This window comes from Tenacibaculum sp. SDUM215027, assembly GCF_050566205.1.
Taxonomy (GTDB): domain Bacteria; phylum Bacteroidota; class Bacteroidia; order Flavobacteriales; family Flavobacteriaceae; genus Polaribacter.
The window spans coordinates 1,054,709-1,073,177 of record NZ_JBNXUE010000001.1 but is presented as its reverse complement, the minus strand read 5'-3'; the positions used below and the strand labels follow the sequence as shown (position 1 = coordinate 1,073,177).

The 18,469-nt window shown below is 32.6% G+C and carries 18 protein-coding genes; 2 read left to right on the top strand and 16 right to left on the bottom strand.

All coding sequences use genetic code 11. The features are described from left to right. Positions 1 to 64: 64 nt before the first annotated feature. Together ACQYZ7_RS05080 and ACQYZ7_RS05075 are read right to left on the bottom strand one after the other, a co-directional pair. Positions 65 to 814, bottom strand: coding sequence for a LytR/AlgR family response regulator transcription factor (locus ACQYZ7_RS05080; RefSeq protein WP_430728684.1), 750 nt, complete (start codon positions 812 to 814; stop codon positions 65 to 67). Between the two features lies 1 nt (position 815). Further along, positions 816 to 2,651 carry a tetratricopeptide repeat-containing sensor histidine kinase gene (locus ACQYZ7_RS05075; protein WP_430728683.1) on the bottom strand — a complete coding sequence of 612 codons (1,836 nt, stop codon included), beginning with the start codon at positions 2,649 to 2,651 and terminating at the stop codon, positions 816 to 818. 164 nt (positions 2,652 to 2,815) lie between these two features. Here ACQYZ7_RS05075 and ACQYZ7_RS05070 point away from each other — a divergent pair, with 164 nt between their 5' ends. Next, the gene (locus tag ACQYZ7_RS05070) at positions 2,816 to 3,268 is read left to right on the top strand and encodes a hypothetical protein (RefSeq protein WP_430728682.1); all 453 of its coding nucleotides are present in this window, start codon (positions 2,816 to 2,818) and stop codon (positions 3,266 to 3,268) included. A gap of 71 nt (positions 3,269 to 3,339) precedes the next feature. Here the strand turns inward: ACQYZ7_RS05070 and ACQYZ7_RS05065 are convergent, their stop codons facing one another. The 7 genes from ACQYZ7_RS05065 to ACQYZ7_RS05035 all read right to left on the bottom strand — a co-directional run bounded on the left by ACQYZ7_RS05065 (position 3,340) and on the right by ACQYZ7_RS05035 (position 9,342). Beyond that, entirely contained in the window at positions 3,340 to 4,194 is an 855-nt protein-coding gene (locus tag ACQYZ7_RS05065; RefSeq protein ID WP_430728681.1) for a hypothetical protein, read from the bottom strand. A gap of 110 nt (positions 4,195 to 4,304) precedes the next feature. Next, positions 4,305 to 6,008 carry an alkaline phosphatase D family protein gene (locus tag ACQYZ7_RS05060; RefSeq protein WP_430728680.1) on the bottom strand — a complete coding sequence of 568 codons (1,704 nt, stop codon included), beginning with the start codon at positions 6,006 to 6,008 and terminating at the stop codon, positions 4,305 to 4,307. 86 nt (positions 6,009 to 6,094) lie between these two features. Beyond that, positions 6,095 to 6,925: a TPM domain-containing protein gene (locus ACQYZ7_RS05055; RefSeq protein WP_430728679.1), complete on the bottom strand. Its 831-nt coding sequence runs from the start codon at positions 6,923 to 6,925 to the stop codon at positions 6,095 to 6,097. Between the two features lie 37 nt (positions 6,926 to 6,962). Then, positions 6,963 to 7,400, bottom strand: coding sequence for a TPM domain-containing protein (locus ACQYZ7_RS05050; RefSeq protein ID WP_430728678.1), 438 nt, complete (start codon positions 7,398 to 7,400; stop codon positions 6,963 to 6,965). A gap of 6 nt (positions 7,401 to 7,406) precedes the next feature. Then, the gene (locus tag ACQYZ7_RS05045) at positions 7,407 to 8,003 is read right to left on the bottom strand and encodes a LemA family protein (protein WP_430728677.1); all 597 of its coding nucleotides are present in this window, start codon (positions 8,001 to 8,003) and stop codon (positions 7,407 to 7,409) included. A 19-nt stretch (positions 8,004 to 8,022) separates the two neighbouring features. Beyond that, on the bottom strand, positions 8,023 to 8,352 hold the full coding sequence (locus ACQYZ7_RS05040; RefSeq protein WP_430728676.1) for a MerR family transcriptional regulator: 330 nt from the start codon (positions 8,350 to 8,352) through the stop codon (positions 8,023 to 8,025). 21 nt (positions 8,353 to 8,373) lie between these two features. After that, positions 8,374 to 9,342 carry a M23 family metallopeptidase gene (locus ACQYZ7_RS05035; RefSeq protein ID WP_430728675.1) on the bottom strand — a complete coding sequence of 323 codons (969 nt, stop codon included), beginning with the start codon at positions 9,340 to 9,342 and terminating at the stop codon, positions 8,374 to 8,376. Between the two features lie 155 nt (positions 9,343 to 9,497). Between ACQYZ7_RS05035 and alaS the strand changes: the two genes are divergently transcribed. After that, complete coding sequence (alaS, locus tag ACQYZ7_RS05030; protein WP_430728674.1) at positions 9,498 to 12,113, top strand: alanine--tRNA ligase; 2,616 nt, start codon at positions 9,498 to 9,500, stop codon at positions 12,111 to 12,113. A gap of 38 nt (positions 12,114 to 12,151) precedes the next feature. Here alaS and ACQYZ7_RS05025 read toward each other — a convergent pair whose 3' ends face one another. Genes ACQYZ7_RS05025 through ACQYZ7_RS04995 form a run of 7 tightly spaced genes read right to left on the bottom strand, consistent with a single transcriptional unit; the run spans position 12,152 to position 18,469 of the window. After that, positions 12,152 to 13,438, bottom strand: coding sequence for a cryptochrome/photolyase family protein (locus tag ACQYZ7_RS05025; RefSeq protein ID WP_430728673.1), 1,287 nt, complete (start codon positions 13,436 to 13,438; stop codon positions 12,152 to 12,154). Continuing rightward, positions 13,428 to 13,913 (bottom strand): SRPBCC family protein, encoded by a 486-nt coding sequence (locus ACQYZ7_RS05020; protein ID WP_430728672.1) that lies wholly within the window; start codon positions 13,911 to 13,913, stop codon positions 13,428 to 13,430. Before ACQYZ7_RS05020 ends, ACQYZ7_RS05025 begins: the two co-directional genes overlap by 11 nt. Next, on the bottom strand, positions 13,913 to 14,455 hold the full coding sequence (locus ACQYZ7_RS05015) for a glutathione peroxidase (protein ID WP_430728671.1): 543 nt from the start codon (positions 14,453 to 14,455) through the stop codon (positions 13,913 to 13,915). Before ACQYZ7_RS05015 ends, ACQYZ7_RS05020 begins: the two co-directional genes overlap by 1 nt. 24 nt (positions 14,456 to 14,479) lie before the next feature. Continuing rightward, positions 14,480 to 15,898 carry an SDR family oxidoreductase gene (locus ACQYZ7_RS05010; RefSeq protein ID WP_430728670.1) on the bottom strand — a complete coding sequence of 473 codons (1,419 nt, stop codon included), beginning with the start codon at positions 15,896 to 15,898 and terminating at the stop codon, positions 14,480 to 14,482. Then, positions 15,895 to 16,452 carry a flavin reductase family protein gene (locus tag ACQYZ7_RS05005; RefSeq protein ID WP_430728669.1) on the bottom strand — a complete coding sequence of 186 codons (558 nt, stop codon included), beginning with the start codon at positions 16,450 to 16,452 and terminating at the stop codon, positions 15,895 to 15,897. Before ACQYZ7_RS05005 ends, ACQYZ7_RS05010 begins: the two co-directional genes overlap by 4 nt. 56 nt (positions 16,453 to 16,508) lie before the next feature. Beyond that, positions 16,509 to 17,819 (bottom strand): ABC1 kinase family protein, encoded by a 1,311-nt coding sequence (locus ACQYZ7_RS05000; RefSeq protein ID WP_430728668.1) that lies wholly within the window; start codon positions 17,817 to 17,819, stop codon positions 16,509 to 16,511. Continuing rightward, complete coding sequence (locus ACQYZ7_RS04995; RefSeq protein ID WP_430728667.1) at positions 17,816 to 18,469, bottom strand: TetR family transcriptional regulator C-terminal domain-containing protein; 654 nt, start codon at positions 18,467 to 18,469, stop codon at positions 17,816 to 17,818. The genes ACQYZ7_RS05000 and ACQYZ7_RS04995 overlap by 4 nt, the downstream gene beginning before the upstream one ends.

Genomic DNA, 18,469 nt, shown 5'->3' with positions numbered 1-18,469 from the left:
TTATTTACCTCAAATCTACATGGAACTCATATACACTTTTAATGAGTTTTGTATGTGTTACTTTTTATTTTGTATTCGTATTAAAATTCTCTAGAAACTGTTTTAAGTATGTTTTCTTTCTTGATGATAGCGGAATGTTTTCTCCACTAGATAACTTAACTGTGTTGGCACTTACAGAGGCTAAATATTTTATATTAATTAAATGAGATTGGTGTACCCTAGCAAAAGCATGTGTGCTTAAAATGTTTTCATAATACTTTAGGTTTCTAGCGCTCATTATTTTTTTATCTGTAGTGTAAAAAAGCGTATAACTTCCATCTGATTGGCAGCGTACAATATCATCTACATGTAAAAAATGTTGCTCTTCGGTAGTTTTAATAAGTAATGTTTTTTGAGCTTCTTTCTTATCTAACTCACTAATTTTACTTAGTGCTTGGGTATATTTTTTTTCCTTTTCAAAGTCAGTTCTAAAACGTTCAATGCAAGCGTTTAATTCGTCAGTATCTATAGGTTTTAGCAAATAATCTACCGTATCAAACTTAATTGCTTTTATCGCAAACTCATCATAAGCTGTGGTAAATATCATTTTAAAGTTTATGGTTTCTAAAGCTTCTAATATTTGAAAAGCATTTCCTCCAATCAACTCAATATCTATAAACACCAAGTCTAAGTTATTGTTGCTTAAAAAATCTATAGCTTCATCTACATTATCAATTTTAGCCACAATTTCTATATCTTTTTGCGTGTATTGCAACAGCTTTGTTAATGTGTTTAATGCATTAAACTCATCTTCTATTATAGCAGCTTTTATCATTTTATAACTTTAATTTAAATACAACTTTTGTTCCCGAAGGATTACCTTCATCATCCTGCAAATCTTCTATGGTAAAAGATTTTTCCTCTCCTTTGTTTCTTATCTGTAATCTTTCTATAAAAATATCAGTAGCGTGTAAATCTTTTGCTATTTTTTCTTGACTATTTTTTCGCTTTCTCCCAACCCCGTTATCTTTAATTTCAAAAAAGAGTTCTTGTGCCGTTTTATGGATGTTTAAGTTCAATGTTCCTCCTGATTTCTTTTCTTTCAAACCATATTCAATAGCGTTTTCAACAAAAGGTTGCAACAACATTGGTGGCACATTTAATTCTTTTGTATTACAGTTTTCAGAAATATTTATATGATAGCTAAAACTGTTATTGAATCGAAGTTGTTGTGTATCTATATAATTAGATATCATGGTTAGTTCTTTTTCTAAACTAATTTCTTCTTTTCTAACATAATCAAAATTTTGTCTAATCAGTTTTGAAAACTTAGCTATATAGTTTGAAGATTTTACTGGGTTTCCTTCTAAAGTTATATTTTGAATTGCCGCTAAGGTATTGAATATAAAATGAGGATTCATTTGAGCTCTTAGTAAACGTTGTTCTAATTTTGAAGCTTTATTAGCCGCCCTTAGCTTATTATTATATCCAAAAAACAATGCTATAATTAAAATAAGTACCAACGATACAATTACACTAATTCCCAACCACCAATTTTGTTTGTTTATTTCTTTTTGATGGGTTAATGCTATTTCTTTTTCTTTAATTTTATAGTTCACATTAGCAAAATGAAGCAGTTTTTGATTTTGCTTTTTACTCTTTACCACTTCTATACTGTCTCGTATTATTTGATGATTCAATGCTTTTTGATACTGCTTTTTAAGAATTGCTATTGAGATTAACTTATCTCGTATTTCTAATTCTTCTGAAAGGTTATTTTTACTTTTATAGATTGACATTGCTTTGTTGTAATTCACCTCTGCCGAATCTAGTTTATTGGTTACCAAAAAAAGGGTTCCTAAACCTTTGTATGGAGCTCCGTTAATTGTTTTAATTTTTTGGTTAAGCTTTGCTGCTCCTCTTAAAAACTTCTCCGACTCTTCAAAGCGTTTTACTTCTAAGTATGTATACCCAATGTTATTAAAGACGCTTACTATAGTTTTTGGATCTTTAGCAGATTTACCTAAAGCCAATGCTTCTGAAAATTGTTCTAAGGCTTTGTTATATTCTTTTAACTTTAAATAAACCCCTGCAATATTACTTTTAATTGCTATGATTGAGTTAGGATCGTTTGGATCAGTGAACAATTTCTCAGACCTTTTTATATAAAACAATGCTTTTTTGTAGTCTTTTAATATAAAATGAAGATTAAATAACTGGTTATTTGCCTTTCCTTGTAGTCTGCTATTCTCTATTTTCTCGCCTATTTCTAAAGCCTCTAGCGCATACTTTTGAGCATCTTCTAATTCGTTTAGCTTTATACAAGCAGCACTTAGTGTTATTAAGCTTCTTCCTTTATTATAATCGTCTTTTAGTTTTGTAAATAGCCTGTAGGTCTCTAAGTGTATATTTTTTGCCTCTATTAACTTATCATTCAAGTAAAATAGTTCTCCTTTACTAAACAATAACAAAGCCCTGTTTTTAGAGTTTTGTTTCTTCTCTAGTAAACTATCTATTTTTCTTAGCCCTTCTTTTGGTTTTTGTTGAGAAATACTATCAATAGTAAATAAATATTCTTGTAAGTCTTTATCTACATTATCTCTCGTACAGGCGGTAAAAATAAAATAAGTGCATACAATATATATAAAATAACTCTTCTTAAACAATGGCATTTTTCGTAATTAATTAGCCAACTAAAATAATTATATATTTTCATTTCACCTCCATATCCAGCACTTTAACAAAACGTTTATAAAATGATAGTATACGATTATAAAACACCAAAAAGCAAACACCTAATTTCTAAGATATTTGACTAAAAAATTAAATTATACTAATGAGTACAATTGAAACTATAGAAACAGTTATTACATCAGGATCTTGTGATTTAACGAGTTTTGAAAAAGTTGAAAAAATATCTAAACCAAAAGTTAGTATTGATGGAGCCTATCTTTTAATTTATAATTGGCCAGATGATCCTGAAGGGGCTAACACTACTATTCATGTTGATCTTACCTATTTGTTTGTACATAACGACCAAGAATACAAAGCCGTTACAAAAACCACATTTTATGACTTTGATGTTGCTAAGTTTGAAAACTTACCTAAAAAATACTTTATAACTGAATACCATCAATTAGTAGAACACGCATTGATACTATCTAAACAAACAATAGAAGAGAAGCTTGAAGAGCCTTTAAGCTCTGTTATTCCGTTTAGTTTTAGCAGAGAAGATTCTATATTATTAGCTATAAATGCAGGTTATTCTAGGCAAATAGATTACGTGTAAGTATTTAAAAATATACAATTCCCCTCCCCTTTTTCAGTTATCATTGCACATAGCTTTGGTAACTGATTTCTTTAATCTTTTATTACAAATTCATATAGCTTACTGTTTCCTCCTTTAGCGGCTTCATCTGTTATAAATAAGGTTGAATTGTCTTTAAAAGTAACACCTTCTTTTTGAGAAATATGGTTGAATGTATATTCTTTTACGTCTCCGCTAAAAAAATCGTCTCCGTTAAAATTAGTAAATACTAATACCGATTTGTGTGTCAATAAAACCACTTTTTGTTTATCAGGAGATATCGCTGCTGCTGTAATTGCGCAATGTATAGCATCGCAATTTGTATACTCAGAAATGTATTTCGCAGTATAATCACCTTTTGTTGCTGGGATTTTATACAGCATTGTTTTTCCTTGCTTATTCTTAACCCTACTTTTCGTAAAAATGTAGAGAAACCCATCTTTATAAATTAAAGACTCTGCATCAAAAAAACGGTCTTTCTTTTTAGGCGGAAACTTGGTTTGATTAGGATACGAAAACTGTATTTTTTCCACCTCAACATTATCTCCATTTAACAAATTTTCTTGTTTAACTTTAAGAATTACCAAGTTCTTTCTTTTGTTATTATTATTTCCAAAGTCGGCGATGTATATATTTCCCTCATTATCAGAAGTTATATCCTCCCAATCGTGATTTTTCACCTCAAGTATTCGTTTTTGTAAGATTTTTCCTTGTGTACTAATCCCAAACACTTCCGCTGCATTACCACTATCGTTATGCATCCATAACATATTTGAGTCTTGACTTTTCTCTACACCAGAAACTTCCTTTAAATCTTCTGATAGATAGGACACTAATTTCAATTGCCCGTAATTGGTACAACTGGTAATCAGCAAAGCACTTAATAAAGAGAATAATATCTTTTTCATATTAGAAATTTATAACAGTAAAAATAGCGAATTAATAACTCTTTTATAGTTTATCATTAAAAAGCTCCTGAATAACTCAGGAGCCTTTGATATGTTATTATAATATATAATTATAAGGTTACTGTTTTCCCTATACTATTTGAATAGGTTTTATTGGTAACAGTATCAACAAAGTTCCAATCGGTTTGTATACCTGCCGCTGTTACTGTAAGTTTCATATATCCTCTTTGAGATAAATTACCGTATTGTAAATCGTCTATTAACAAGCCTAATGCAGCTTCTAAATCTGTTGCAGACGCTCCTAAGTAAGTTTCTAATCCTGGTGACGATACTGAGCTTGTAGCTACCTCTACCGCTACTTTTTCTCCAGAATTATCTTTTAAATCGCTATACCACGCATTGTGAGTATCTCCTGCTAGTACTACTACATTTTTACTTTTAAAGCTCGCTAAAATACGTTCTCTTTCCATAAAATAACCATCCCAAGCATCTAAGTTATATGGTAATACTGTTTCTATTCTTGCTTTCTCTTCTGCTGTTAAAGTAGGATCGTTTTGTAAAGCTCTTGTTTTAATCGTTACCAACTCTGTAATAGAAGTTTTAAATAGATTAAACGTTTCTTCACTTGCTGATCCAGTAGCAGATACTTCTGCCAATAGTTTTGCTAAGAGTGTTAATAGTTCAGCAGGAATTAACATTTTTCCCATTAAAACTTGCTGTCCTATAATTTGCCATGTACTGTTACTAGCTGCTAGTTCACTTTCTAACCATCCTAATTGGGTAATTCCTAAAAGTGTACGTTGCGGATTTAACCATGCTTGTTGAAAAGCTGCTGAATCAAATGCTCCATTTTCACCGTAAAATGCTGAATACTCTAGCTGCTTATCTCTTCCAATAATACGCGTATCTAACATAATTAAATCTACCAAACTTCCAATTTTCAAGTTTCTGTAAATAATTGAATTATCTACAAGATTCGTCATGTTAGGTAAGTATTCGCTGTATGCTTTTAACGCACTTTGTTTTCTTGAAGTAAAGCTTCCTTCATCTTCTTGATGGTTTTCAGCTCCGTCTTTATACGTATCGTTTGCTACTTCATGATCGTCCCAAACACAGACAAAAGGTTTTCTTCTATGTAACTCTTTTAATTGCTCGTCTGAACGATATTGACGGTAACGAGTACGATAATCATCTAACGAAATAATTTCTCCTTTAGGCTCAGGTGTTCTAAACGAACCGTAAGTGTTCTCGCCATACTCATAGATATAATCTCCTAAATGGATGACAACATCTGCATCAGATTTTTTTATCTCTTCATACACGTTAAAGTAACCGTAAGCAAAGTTTGCACAAGATGCTACTGCTAATTTTACTTCGTTTATTGATTCGCTAAACGTTAGGGTTTCTCCTACTGGTGATGTTGCTTTATCGTCAGCACTTACAAAACGGTAGTATAATTTTTGTCCTGCGTCTAAATCTTTAATTTCAACAGCTACAGTAAAGTCTCTTGAAGCATCAGTAGTTACTTCTGCTTGACGAACAACATCTTTAAAATTTTTGTCTTTTGCTATTTGCCAAATTAAGGTTGCCGAAGTTTGTTTGGTGTTATAACGAGTCCAAATAATAACTTGTGAGTTTGTAGGATCAAAACTAGCAACGCCTTGCTCAAAATTTTTCTCTGCTAAGTTATCTGGAATTGGTAATTCATCAATATCATCATCTTTACAACTAATAAAATTAGGGACTAAAAGTAGTCCTCCAGTTGCTAATAATGAGTTTCTTAAAAAGCTTCTTCTTTTAATGTTAGTCTTCATACGTAAGGGTCATTTAATTTCCCTGCATAAGTACTATTTCAACATTGCTTTAACGTTAACTAACCTTTACTAAATAAATGGAGTTACTACCAACCTCCAGTAGCACCACCACCGCCAAAGCCGCCGCCGCCGAAACCTCCTCCGAAGCCACCGCCGCCGCCAAAACCTCCTGACGATCCTCCACCGAAGCTTCCTCCGCCAAAACCGCCTCTTCCTGCGTTGCTTAAAATAATGGTTTCTAAAATACCTCTTGCAACATCTGATTTCCTGTAGCCTCTTCCACCACCACGGTTTCCTTTACTACCGCTTGAAATAATGATAAAAAATACTACCAGAATGATGATAAAGATAATAAACCCAAAGTTGGTTCCTTTAGATTCTTTTCTACTTCCCTTATACTCACCACTCATTACCTTAAAAACAGCATCTACTCCACTGTTTAACCCAGCGTAATAGTCACCTTGCTTAAAATAAGGAATAATATCATACTCTATAATTTGTCGAGAAACATAATCGGTCAATAGGTGTTCGGTTCCATAACCTGTTCGGATGGTTATTTTATGATCGTCTTTTGCCAACAACATAAATACTCCGTTGTCTTCCTTTTCTTGTCCTATCTTCCATTTATGAGCCCAATTCGTAGCTAAATACCCTATTTCTTCTCCTTGTGTAGAGCTTATAATTGCTACCACTACTTGTGTTGAAGTGGTATCAGCATATTTAATTAGCTTATTTTCTAAACTTGCTTTTTGACTTGGTGATAAAAGGTTTACATAATCGTAAACACTTGTTTGCTCTTTAGGTGTTTCTGGAATTTCAAATCCTTGTGAAAAAAGAGTCTGTCCACATAAAAGTGCAACAAAAAAAAGAACAACTTTTACGTTCTGTAACTTGTTTGTTCTTTTATGTAATGACATTATATTTTTTATCATATTTCTTCCTTCTCTGAAGGTTTTACCCTTTTGATATTTCGTTGCTTAACTCATTTTCATCATCTGTAGTCCATGGGAAGTGAGCTTGTAATTCTTTTCCTGCTTTTAGCACACCATCTATAATTCCTTGTTTAAAATCTCCTTGTTTAAATTGGTTTTGGATGGCTTCTTTGGTTGTTTCCCAAAAGTTATCGGGAACCACGTTGTTAATACCTTCATCGCCGAAAATCACAAATGTATGATCGTCAACAGCGATGTACAACAACACACCGTTTCGTTGCTGGGTATTAAACATTTTAAGCGTTTGAAATACTTCTAGTGCTCGGTCATAGTGAGAACCTTCAGTAGTTCTCTCTATATGTACACGAATTTCACCAGAAGTATTTCGTTCTGCTTGCCTAATAGCTTGAACGATTTCCTCTTCTTCTTTGGCAGTAAGAAAATCTTCTACGTTAGACATATATTGTTAGAATTTAAAATCTACATCAGGAGCATTCTCTGAACCTGCATCTGATTTGTAACGCGTCATTTCTGTTAAATTAAACATACCTGCAAGCATATTCCCAGGGAACATTTTAATGTGCTTGTTGTATAAATTTACAGCTTCGTTGTAACGGTCACGTGCTACGTTAATTCTGTTTTCTGTTCCTTCTAACTGACTTTGTAATTCTAAGAAGTTTTTGTTTGCTTTGATATCTGGATAACGCTCTACAGACACTAATAATTTAGATAAAGCTCCGCTTAACCCTGTTTGTGCTTGTTGAAATTGTGCCATTTTCTCTGGCGTTAAATCTCCTGCATTTATATTTACTGAGGTTGCTTTTGCTCTTGCATTAATTACGTCTGTTAACGTGCTTTTTTCAAAATCGGCTGCTCCTTGTACAGTTTTAACTAAGTTACCAATTAAGTCGTTTCTTCGTTGGTAAGAACTCTCTACATTAGACCATGTAGTTTTAGCATCTTCTTGGTATGTTACTGCTGTATTATAAAATCCTTTTGCCCATGAATAAATTCCAAATACTAGAACTCCTATAATAATTAAAGGCACTAACCATTTTTTCATAATTTTTGATTTTTTGTAATTATAATTGATTTTTGATTTTTATTAATTCTGCTTTTACAGTTTCTAATCTACTAATAATTTCCTGATTATTTAAGACTCCTTCTGGGTTTTTCTTTAGCTTTTGTTTTGCTCCATCTAAAGTAAATCCCCTTTCTTTTACTAGGTTGTAAATAATTTTAAAATTTTTTACATCTTCTTGTGTAAACAACCGATCTCCTTTGGCGTTTTTTTTAGGATTAATTATTTCAAATTCTTTATCCCAAAATCTGATGAGTGAACTATTTACCCCAAAAGCTTTAGCGACTTCACCTATTCTATAATATCGTTTATCGGGTAAGTCTACATACATTTTTCACAGCTTATTATGTGTTTAGTCATACGACTGACCTTTTTGTTGTGAAGCTTTTTGCATTGCAGCAAACTCTTCTGGAGTTAAATCTCCATAATAATAGTAAATAGGGTTTACAGGTCTACCATTTTTATGTACTTCATAATGTAAATGTGGTGCTGCAGAACGCCCTGTGTTTCCAACATAACCTATTAAATCACCACGTTTTATTTTCTGTCCTCTTTTAGCAAGGATTTTACTCATGTGAGCATAAATAGTTTCGTAACCATATCCATGATTTATATAAACCACTTTACCAAAAGTAGAACTTCTATGTGCTTTTTTAACAATACCGTTTCCTGACGCAAAAATAGGAGTCCCGGTTGGCGCTGTAAAGTCCATACCGTTATGCATACGCCATGACTTTAATATAGGATGTAAACGCATACCATAACCCGATGCCATTCTTTTTAAATCTTGATTTTTTACAGGCTGAACAGCTGGTATTGAAGCCAACATTTTCTCTTTTTCTTTTGCTAAATCAACAATCTCATCTAACGACTTTGATTGCACTACCATTTGTTTTGATAAAATATCTAACTCTTTGGTTACCTTTTTCACCATAGAACTGTTATCAAAACCATCTAAATGTTTATATCTATTTACACCACCAAAACCTGCTTTTCTTTGCTCCTCTGGTATTGGGCTTGCCTCAAAATAAGTTCGGTAAATATTATTATCTCTTTTTTGTAAATCGGTTAAGATTTCAGCACTTTCTTCCATCTTTTTTGAAAGTAACTCATAATGTAATTTTAAGTTTTCTAATTCTCTCTTTTGAGCTCGCTCTTTTGGAGACATTAAAAACTGACTAAAGCCTATAAAACCAAAAAAAGCAATCAATAAAAAACTAAGTAATCCAAAAAAAGTTTTTTTATACTTTTCACTTCTCCTAACCTCTATCTTTCTATATGATAAAGTGTCTGGGTCATAATAATATTTTACTTTTGCCATAATCCTAAATGTACTATTTTTGTGCTTTTTAAATTAAGCATCCTTTGAGGGGATGTACAATTTGAAAACTCACAAATTTACAAAATCTTTTAAAACTTCTTTTTAGAAGTAGTTTTTTAAATATTTTTTAACAAAATCCAGATACCCAGAGTTGTATGAAATCTCAAGATATTAGAGCTAAATTTTTAGATTATTTTAAATCAAAACAACACGAAATAGTTCCTTCAGCACCTATGGTGTTAAAGAATGACCCAACTTTAATGTTTACCAACGCTGGTATGGTTCCATTTAAAGAATTTTTCTTAGGAAACTCTACTCCTAAAAATAATAGGATTTCTGATAGTCAAAAATGTTTACGTGTTTCTGGTAAACACAACGATTTAGAAGAAGTTGGTTACGATACTTACCACCATACCATGTTTGAGATGCTAGGTAATTGGAGTTTTGGTGATTATTTTAAGAAAGAAGCTATTGCTTGGGCTTGGGAATTACTGACTGAAGTTTATAAAGTAGACAAAGACATTTTGTACGTAACTGTATTTGAAGGTGATGAAAGTGATGGTACAAAAATGGATCAAGAAGCATATGATATTTGGAAGCAGTACATTTCTGAAGACCGTATCTTAATGGGTAACAAAAAAGATAACTTTTGGGAAATGGGTGAACAAGGTCCATGTGGTCCGTGTTCCGAAATTCATGTTGATATTCGTTCTGCAGAAGAAAAAGCTAAGATTGATGGAAAATCATTAGTGAATGAAGACCATCCTCAGGTTGTAGAGATTTGGAACTTAGTTTTTATGCAGTACAACCGCAAAGCTAATGGTACTTTAGTAGATCTTCCTGCAAAACATATTGATACTGGTATGGGGTTTGAACGTTTATGTATGGTTTTACAAGGTGTTCAATCTAATTACGACACTGATGTTTTTACTCCTTTAATTCGTGAGATAGGAACAATTACTGGATCTAAATACGGTAAAGATGAAAAAATTGACATTGCTATTCGTGTAATTGCCGACCACGTTCGTGCTGTTGCTTTTGCTATTGCAGACGGTCAATTACCAAGTAATAATGGTGCAGGTTATGTAATACGTAGAATTTTACGTCGTGCTATTCGTTATGGTTTTACTTTCTTAAACCAGAAAGAGCCTTTTATTTATAAGTTAGTAGAGACTTTAGCATACCAAATGGGAAGTGCATTCCCTGAAATTAGAAAACAAAATACTTTAGTACATAATGTAATTAAAGAAGAAGAAACTTCTTTCTTACGCACATTAGATCAAGGGTTATTATTATTAGACCAAGTTATTGCGACTACTAATGGTAAAACTGTATCTGGTAAACGTGCTTTTGAATTATATGACACCTATGGATTCCCTTTAGATTTAACGCAGTTAATTGCTCGTGAAAAGGGGTATGAAATTAATGAAGAAGAATTTAATGCGGGCATGAAAGCTCAAAAAGAGCGTTCACGTGCAGCTTCTGCAAGTGAAACGGGTGATTGGGTTACTTTATTAGACGACGATGTTGAAGAGTTTATCGGATACGATATATTAACTACTAATGTAAGATTAACTCGCTACAGAAAAGTTAGTACTAAAAAAGGTGGCGACCAATATCAACTGGTATTCAACATGACTCCTTTTTATCCAGAAGGTGGTGGACAGATTGGTGACAAAGGATATATTGAATCTCCTAATGGTGATATTATTTATGTGCTTGACACCAAAAAAGAGAACAATGTTATCATTCATTTTGCTAAGAATTTACCTAAAAACTTAAACGAAACTTTTAAGGCTGTTGTAAATAAAGAACATAGAAGTTTAGCGGCTAGTAATCACTCGGCTACTCACTTATTACACCAAGCTTTACGTACTATTTTAGGAGATCATGTAGAACAAAAAGGTTCGTTGGTTAGTCCTGATTATTTACGTTTTGACTTTTCTCACTTCTCTAAAGTAGACAATGATCAATTAGAGGCTGTTGAGGAATTCGTAAATGCTCGTATTCGTGAAAATCTTCCATTACAAGAGCAAAGAAATATACCGATGCAACAAGCTATTGACGAAGGAGCCGTAGCTTTATTTGGTGAAAAGTATGGTGATAGTGTTCGTACTATCCGCTTTGGACAATCAATGGAGTTATGTGGTGGAACACATGTACAACAGACAGGTGATATTTGGTATTTCAAAATAAAATCAGAAGGTGCTGTTGCTGCTGGAATCAGAAGAATTGAAGCTATTACGAATGTAGCTGTTGGTGATTATTTTGAAGATGTTGAGCGTAACTACGATGCAGTAAAACAATTATTAAAAAACCCTAAAGATGTTGCTAAATCGGTAAGTAGTTTACAAGATGAAAATACAGCTTTAAAAAAGCAAGTTGAGCAACTATTAAAAGACAAAGCTAAAAACATGAAAGGCGAACTTAAAAACCAATTACAAGAGGTAAATGGAGTTCAGTTTTTAGCAACTAAAGTAGATTTAGATCCTAACAGCATTAAAAACTTATTATTTGAGTTAGGAGGAGAAGTTAACAATTTATTTGTGGTATTTGCTACGGCTCCTTCTGCTGAAAAGGCAATGTTAACGTGTTATATTTCTAAAGAATTAGCTAATGAAAAAGGCTACGATGCTGGTAAAGTAGTTAGAGAGTTAGGGAAACTAATCCACGGTGGTGGTGGTGGACAAAATTTCTTTGCAACCGCTGGTGGTAAAAATCCTGGTGGAATTCCAAAAGCATTAGAAAGAGCAAAAGACTATATCTCTTAATACATACTAAAAAGGTTCAGAAAATTCTGAACCTTTTTTTATTTCAGTCCATTTTTATATGTACTTATCGCTCTTTCTCTCGCAAACTTGTGTTCTATCATAGGTTGTGGGTAAGTTAGCTCATCAAAATCTTTCACCCATTTTCTAACATATTGTAAGTCTTTATCGAACTTTTTTAATTGAGACTCTGGGTTGAATACTCTAAAATACGGAGCTGCATCGCAACCCGTACCTGCTGCCCATTGCCAATTTCCGTTATTTGCTGACAGGTCATAATCCAGCAGCTTTTCTGCAAAATACGCTTCTCCCCAACGCCAATCTATTAATAAATGTTTGCATAAAAACCCAGCAGTAATCATTCGTACTCTGTTGTGCATGTATCCCGTTTTGTTTAGCTCTCGCATGCCTGCATCTACCATAGGATACCCTGTTTTACCTTCACACCATTTTTTAAACTCTTCTTTGTTGTTCCTCCAAGGAACTGCATCGTATTTTTGTTTGAAGTTCTGGGTAACTACTTTTGGAAAGTGATATAAAATCTGCATAAAAAACTCACGCCAAATCAGCTCACTTAAAAAAGTTTGGTTGGTTTTTAAAGCAAAACGAACCATTTTTCGAGTACTTACCAGTCCAAAACGTAAATAAGGTGACAAGTATGAAGTTTTATCTTCAGCAGGAAAATCCCTCACCTCATCATACGAATCTAAATTAGATAAGTTATATGGTTTTACTTTAATCGTACTTTCTTCAAAACCTATGAAAGCTAATGATGGAAATTCAGATGAAAACTGATAAAAGTTAGCAAAGTCTATCGTAAAGTCTTGCGTATCTTTCTTTTCAGAGAAGTTTTGCAACCATTTATTCTTATACGGAGTAAAAACTGTATACGGAGTTCCGTCGTTTTTTAAAACTTCGTTTTCTTCAAAGATTACTTGATCTTTAAAAGCATTAAATCTTATTCCTTTTGATGTTAAAAAACCGGCTACTTCCTTGTCTCTTTTAGTTGCGTAAGGTTCGTAATCTTTATTTGTATAAACTCCCTGAATCGTATATTCTTCTACAAGTTTTCTCCAAACTTCTAGAGGTTTCCCTTTTTTAATTATAATAGATGATTGATACTTTTTTAACTCCTCATCAAGCTTTTGCAACGTTTGGTAAATAAACGTTACGCGTGCATCATTTTTAGGAAGACTTTCTAAAATATTTTCATCAAAAATAAATAACGGAACTACTTTATTCCCTGATTGTAGCGCTTCATGCAATCCTTTGTTATCTTCTAAACGTAAATCTCGACGAAACCAAAAAACAGATACTTTATTTCCCATTAAATAGCTTTTCTAACGTACTATAACGATGTTTAAAAATTTCTTTTAACTGCTTCTTTATAAAGATTGACTGAGCTATGTGTCCTAAAAAACCAAAAGGTATTCTGTACGATATTTTATCTTTCATTACTGTTTTTCCGTTCGGTAACTCTTCGAACCTGTGTTCGTGATGCCACATTTTATAAGGGCCAAATCGTTGTTCATCAATAAAAAATTGCTGCTCTTTCACTTGGGTAATTTCAGTTACCCAGTTTGACTTTACCCCTGGAAGAACTCCCACTTTATAGGTGATAATTTGTCCTGCATAGGCTTTTTTATCAACCCCAGAAGTTATTTGAAACCCCATGTGAGACGGGGTAATTTTTTGTAAGTTTTCTGGAGAACTGAAAAAATCCCACGCCTGCTGCAACGGAACATTTAAAACTTGCTCTGTTGATAAAGTATAGATACCCGAGTGCTTTTTGAAATGAATCATTATAACAGTTTGGTGATTTTCTTACTCATTGGCTTGGTAATTGAATAAAAAACATCAATTAGCCTTCCTTCTTCATCTACCAAATATTTTTGAAAATTCCATTTTACTGAAGAACTCATTTTTCCATTTTTCTCTTTTTGTGTTAACCATTGGTACAATGGGTGTTGGTTTTCTCCTTTAACCTCAATTTTCTCTGTCATAGGAAAACCTACTCCATAATTGACACTACAAAATGACTGTATTTCTTTTATTGTTCCTGGTTCTTGCCCTCCAAATTGATTACATGGTAAACCTACAATTACTAACTTATCTTTGTGTTTTGAGTACAGTTCTTGTAAACCTTCATACTGATTTGTAAATCCACATTTTGATGCTACATTTACAAATAGTATTTTCTTTCCTTTAAATTGATTAAGGTCTAAATTTTCACCGTTGATTCCCTCAATTTTTATATCGTATAACGATTCTTTAGGGGTTACTGTTTGTGCTTTTCCTGAAAAACTAAATAATGCCATAATTAAGAATATTTTTATTGTGTTCATTTTGTTGAATTTCTATTTTTATTATTACGCTTTTATTAAATGATTAATCATTCCTTTAAATACAAATGTGTGAAAAGGTAAAACGGCATACCAGTACATTCTTCCCCAAACTCCTTTAGGTCTAAAAACTGCTCTTTGATATAATTTGTCTTTTACTATTTTAAACTCTAACCATGCTTCTCCAGGTAATTTCATTTCAGCAAATAAAATCAACCGTTTATTCTTTTTATCTGCCAATAATACTCTCCAAAAATCAAGTGAATCTCCTGGTTCTAATTCTGTGGGATGTCTTCTACCTCTTCGCAATCCAACACCTCCAAAAAGTTTATCCACGTACCCTCTTATCTTCCAAAGAGAATTAAACTTGTACCACCCTGTTTCCCCTCCGATGCTCCAAATTTTGTGTAATGTATTCCCCTCGTTTTGTATTTCTCTAACTCTTATGTCTTTAAAACAGCCGTATTGAGGTATTTGTATATGTTTTGCCAATTGATCGTGAAAAACTCCACTACTCATGGCATCTTTCCAGCTAGAAATTACTTCGTTTTGCTCTATTTTTTGAAATGCTAATGCAACGGCTTCTTTATAGGTTATGGGCTCCACATTAAGTAACGTATTAATCATACTTGGTTTTGCGATTACTTCAACCTTCATACTATCCACTAAGGCTTGTGCTAGGTTAAAGGATGTAGATGTTACAAAATATAACCAATAGGAAGATAGTTTTGGTGTTAATACTGGAAGTGTATAAATGTATCTTTTAAACCCTCTTACCTTAGCAAACTGTAACAACATTTCCTTATAGGTTAGTATCTCAGGACCGCAAATGTCAAAAGATTTATTGTAGACCTCTTTAACTTGTAAACTATTTTCTAAAAAGGCTAATACATCTCTAACTGCAATAGGCTGTGTTTTCGTTTTTAACCATTTTGGTGTTACCATTACAGGAAGCTTTTCTACGATATCTCTTATAATTTCAAAAGAAGCACTTCCACTTCCTACAATAATTCCTGCTCTAAAGGTCGTTAAGGCATAATTGTTTGATTGTAACTCTTTTTCTACTTCGTATCTTGATTTTAGGTGCTTGGACAGCGAATTGTCATTAACTATTCCGCTTAAATACACCACTTGCTTACAATTAGTAGATTCTAATAGTTTTTTAAAGTTCTGTGCACAGGTTAATTCTAAGTTTTCAAAATTTTCTGATGTCGTCGCCATCGAATGAATTAAATAGCACGCAGCATCAATATCTTTAGGAAAAACTGTATTTTCTGTATTTAAAAAATCTACTTTTATAAAAGTAACGTTCGGATTGTTTTCAAACTCATCTGGTATTCTATCTAAATCACGAACACAACAGACTAATTGATGGCTATTTTCCAGCAACCTAACAATTAATCGTTTTCCTATATAACCTGTTGTGCCTGTAACTAAGATTTTCATGCCTTTGGTTTTTGATATGATAATCTTATATAGTTTTCTGCAACCATATAGGTATCTAATCCATTAATTGCAGCTACTTTTTCTTTGGAAAGGTTTAAAAAACCATCTTCTGAAAGCATATTGTCATTAAAATATAAATCAGTAACTTCTCCCAGAACTAAAATAGTTCCGTTAGCTTTTATATGATGTTCTTCTAAAAACTTCATCCCTATTTGTAAGGGTGACTCTGCTACAAATGGAGCATGGAAGTTATTTTTAAATTCTTCCGAAAGTGCTGTTTTATCAAATTCTGAAATTTCTGACGGATATTTAGCCGAGGTGTGATGCGCCTCCTCTATTATTGCTTCATTAATAGCATTAATTGTGTAGTAACCCGTTTCTTTGATATTATTATATGTATTCCTCACAACGGTTGTGGGACGCAGTACAAACCCTAGTATTGCTGGACTTGAACCATAATGCACTACAGAGCTAAACACCGCTACGTTGGTAATATCGTCATTAGATTTTGTCGCAATAAGATTTGCTGGTTTATAACCAGAAATACTATTCATCAAATTTATTTTATAAAGATGAGAAAACTCGTCTATTTCTTGACGCGTAATATGCATTATATTGTATTAAAATTATTGATTTTTACCTTGTTAGCCTTTAAATCGTGCATTAGGTTATACAAACCAAAAAATGTTCTATTAATATAAATAAAGTGTTTTGACCCTCTATTCCCATTCATCTTTTTTAGTTCTGTACTCTTGGCATATTTTTGACCTAAATCAGCTATTTTTCCGAAGAAAATGGCATCAGAAAAATCAAATTCTTCTTGCTGAAAAGGTTGTGTAAAAAGTGATAACATCTCATAAAAAAGCGACTTAAAAAAGGTTATTTCTTCTGGAGTATCGTCTTTTCTTAAAATTTCTAACTCATACAGTTTGCTTTCAAAGAAGGCTGGATTATCTATATTCTCTCGTTTTGCTAATTCAAAATAAGGCACATAAAAACTTTCAGGAACTTCTTTCATACATCCAAAATCAATTACAATAAGTTCGTTTGATTTGGATACTAAAAAGTTTCCTGGATGCGGGTCTGCATGCACTTTTTTTAGTTTGTGCATTTGGTACATGTAAAAGTCCCACAGAGCTTGCCCTAGTTTGTTTGAAACATCTTCATATTGTTCTTCTTTAGTAAATTCTGACAGGTGAACCCCATCCATCCAGTCCATCGTTAAAATTCTATCTGATGACAAGTCTGGATAGTAGCTTGGGAATTTTAAATTTGGAATATGTTTACATGCATCAGCAATTTCATTACTCTGAGCTAGCTCTAATTCATAATTAGTTTCCTCTAAAAGCTTGTCTTCAACTTCTTTAAAATATTCGTCAGAGCCTTCACCTTTGATGTTAAACATTTTCATTGCAATGGGTTTTACCATCGCTAAATCGGTTGAAATACTATCCGCTACTCCAGGATACTGAATTTTTACAGCTAGCTTTTTTCCATCTTTCGTCGCTTTATGAACTTGTCCTATACTTGCTGCATTTACTGATTCTGCCGTAAACGTATCAAAAACTTCATTAGGTGTTTTGCTGAAGTATTTTTTAAATGTTTTGGTTACCAAAGGCCCTGATAATGGCGGTACTGAAAACTGGGATAATGAAAATTTTTCTACATAAGCATTGGGTAAAATATTCTTTTCCATGCTTAGCATTTGCGCTACTTTTAATGCTGATCCTTTTAGTTCTTTTAACCCATCATAAATATCGGTAGCATTATCTTCATTAAGCTGCTTTTTAGCTTCTTCTTCTGATTTGGTTATTTTATTACCATAATACTTAGCATAGTTTACACCTACTTTTACTCCTGTTGAAACTAGCTTTGTAGCTCGTTCTATTTTTGACGTCGGTATTTTGTTTAACGTTTTCATACTATTGGTGATTTTTCTTTCCATAAAAACTTAGCCAAATCAATCACACTTTTTACAGATGCTATTTGCTGAATAGCAAAACTTGCTTTGACTGATTTTTCTATAAAAAGATCTGTTTTTTCAAAATTAGGTGATTCATCATCTATCCAAAATTTTAAGATCATTAGTAACTGCATCCAATATCCTTCTGCAACAGTTTTATCTTGAATTTTATTTACTTTTTCATTTTTAAAGTCAATTTTTTCAAGATCTAATCCGTTTACAAAATCAATAAATTCTACTCGCAACACTTTCAATACAGATAATCTTGAAAAGTCGGTTTTCATTTCCTTGAATTGTAACAACACATACGATCTGTTAGCTGTTAACAGTTCAAAAAAAGTAAAGTAAAAACTTAATAGTTTGTCTTTTGATGAATAGTCTTTGTATGCTTCTGTTTTATGCAATAAGTGAATAGTTTCTTTTGCAAAAACTCCGAAAATAGCTTTTTCTAAACTTTCAAAACTTGAAAAATGTTTGTAAAAGTCTGCCTCTTCAAAGTTGTTTTCTTGCGCGAAAGAAAATATTGAATTCGGTTGACCTGATGATAGTACGGTATTCATGTACCATTCTATTATTTTTTCTTGTGTTATGTTCTTTTTTTTTGCCAT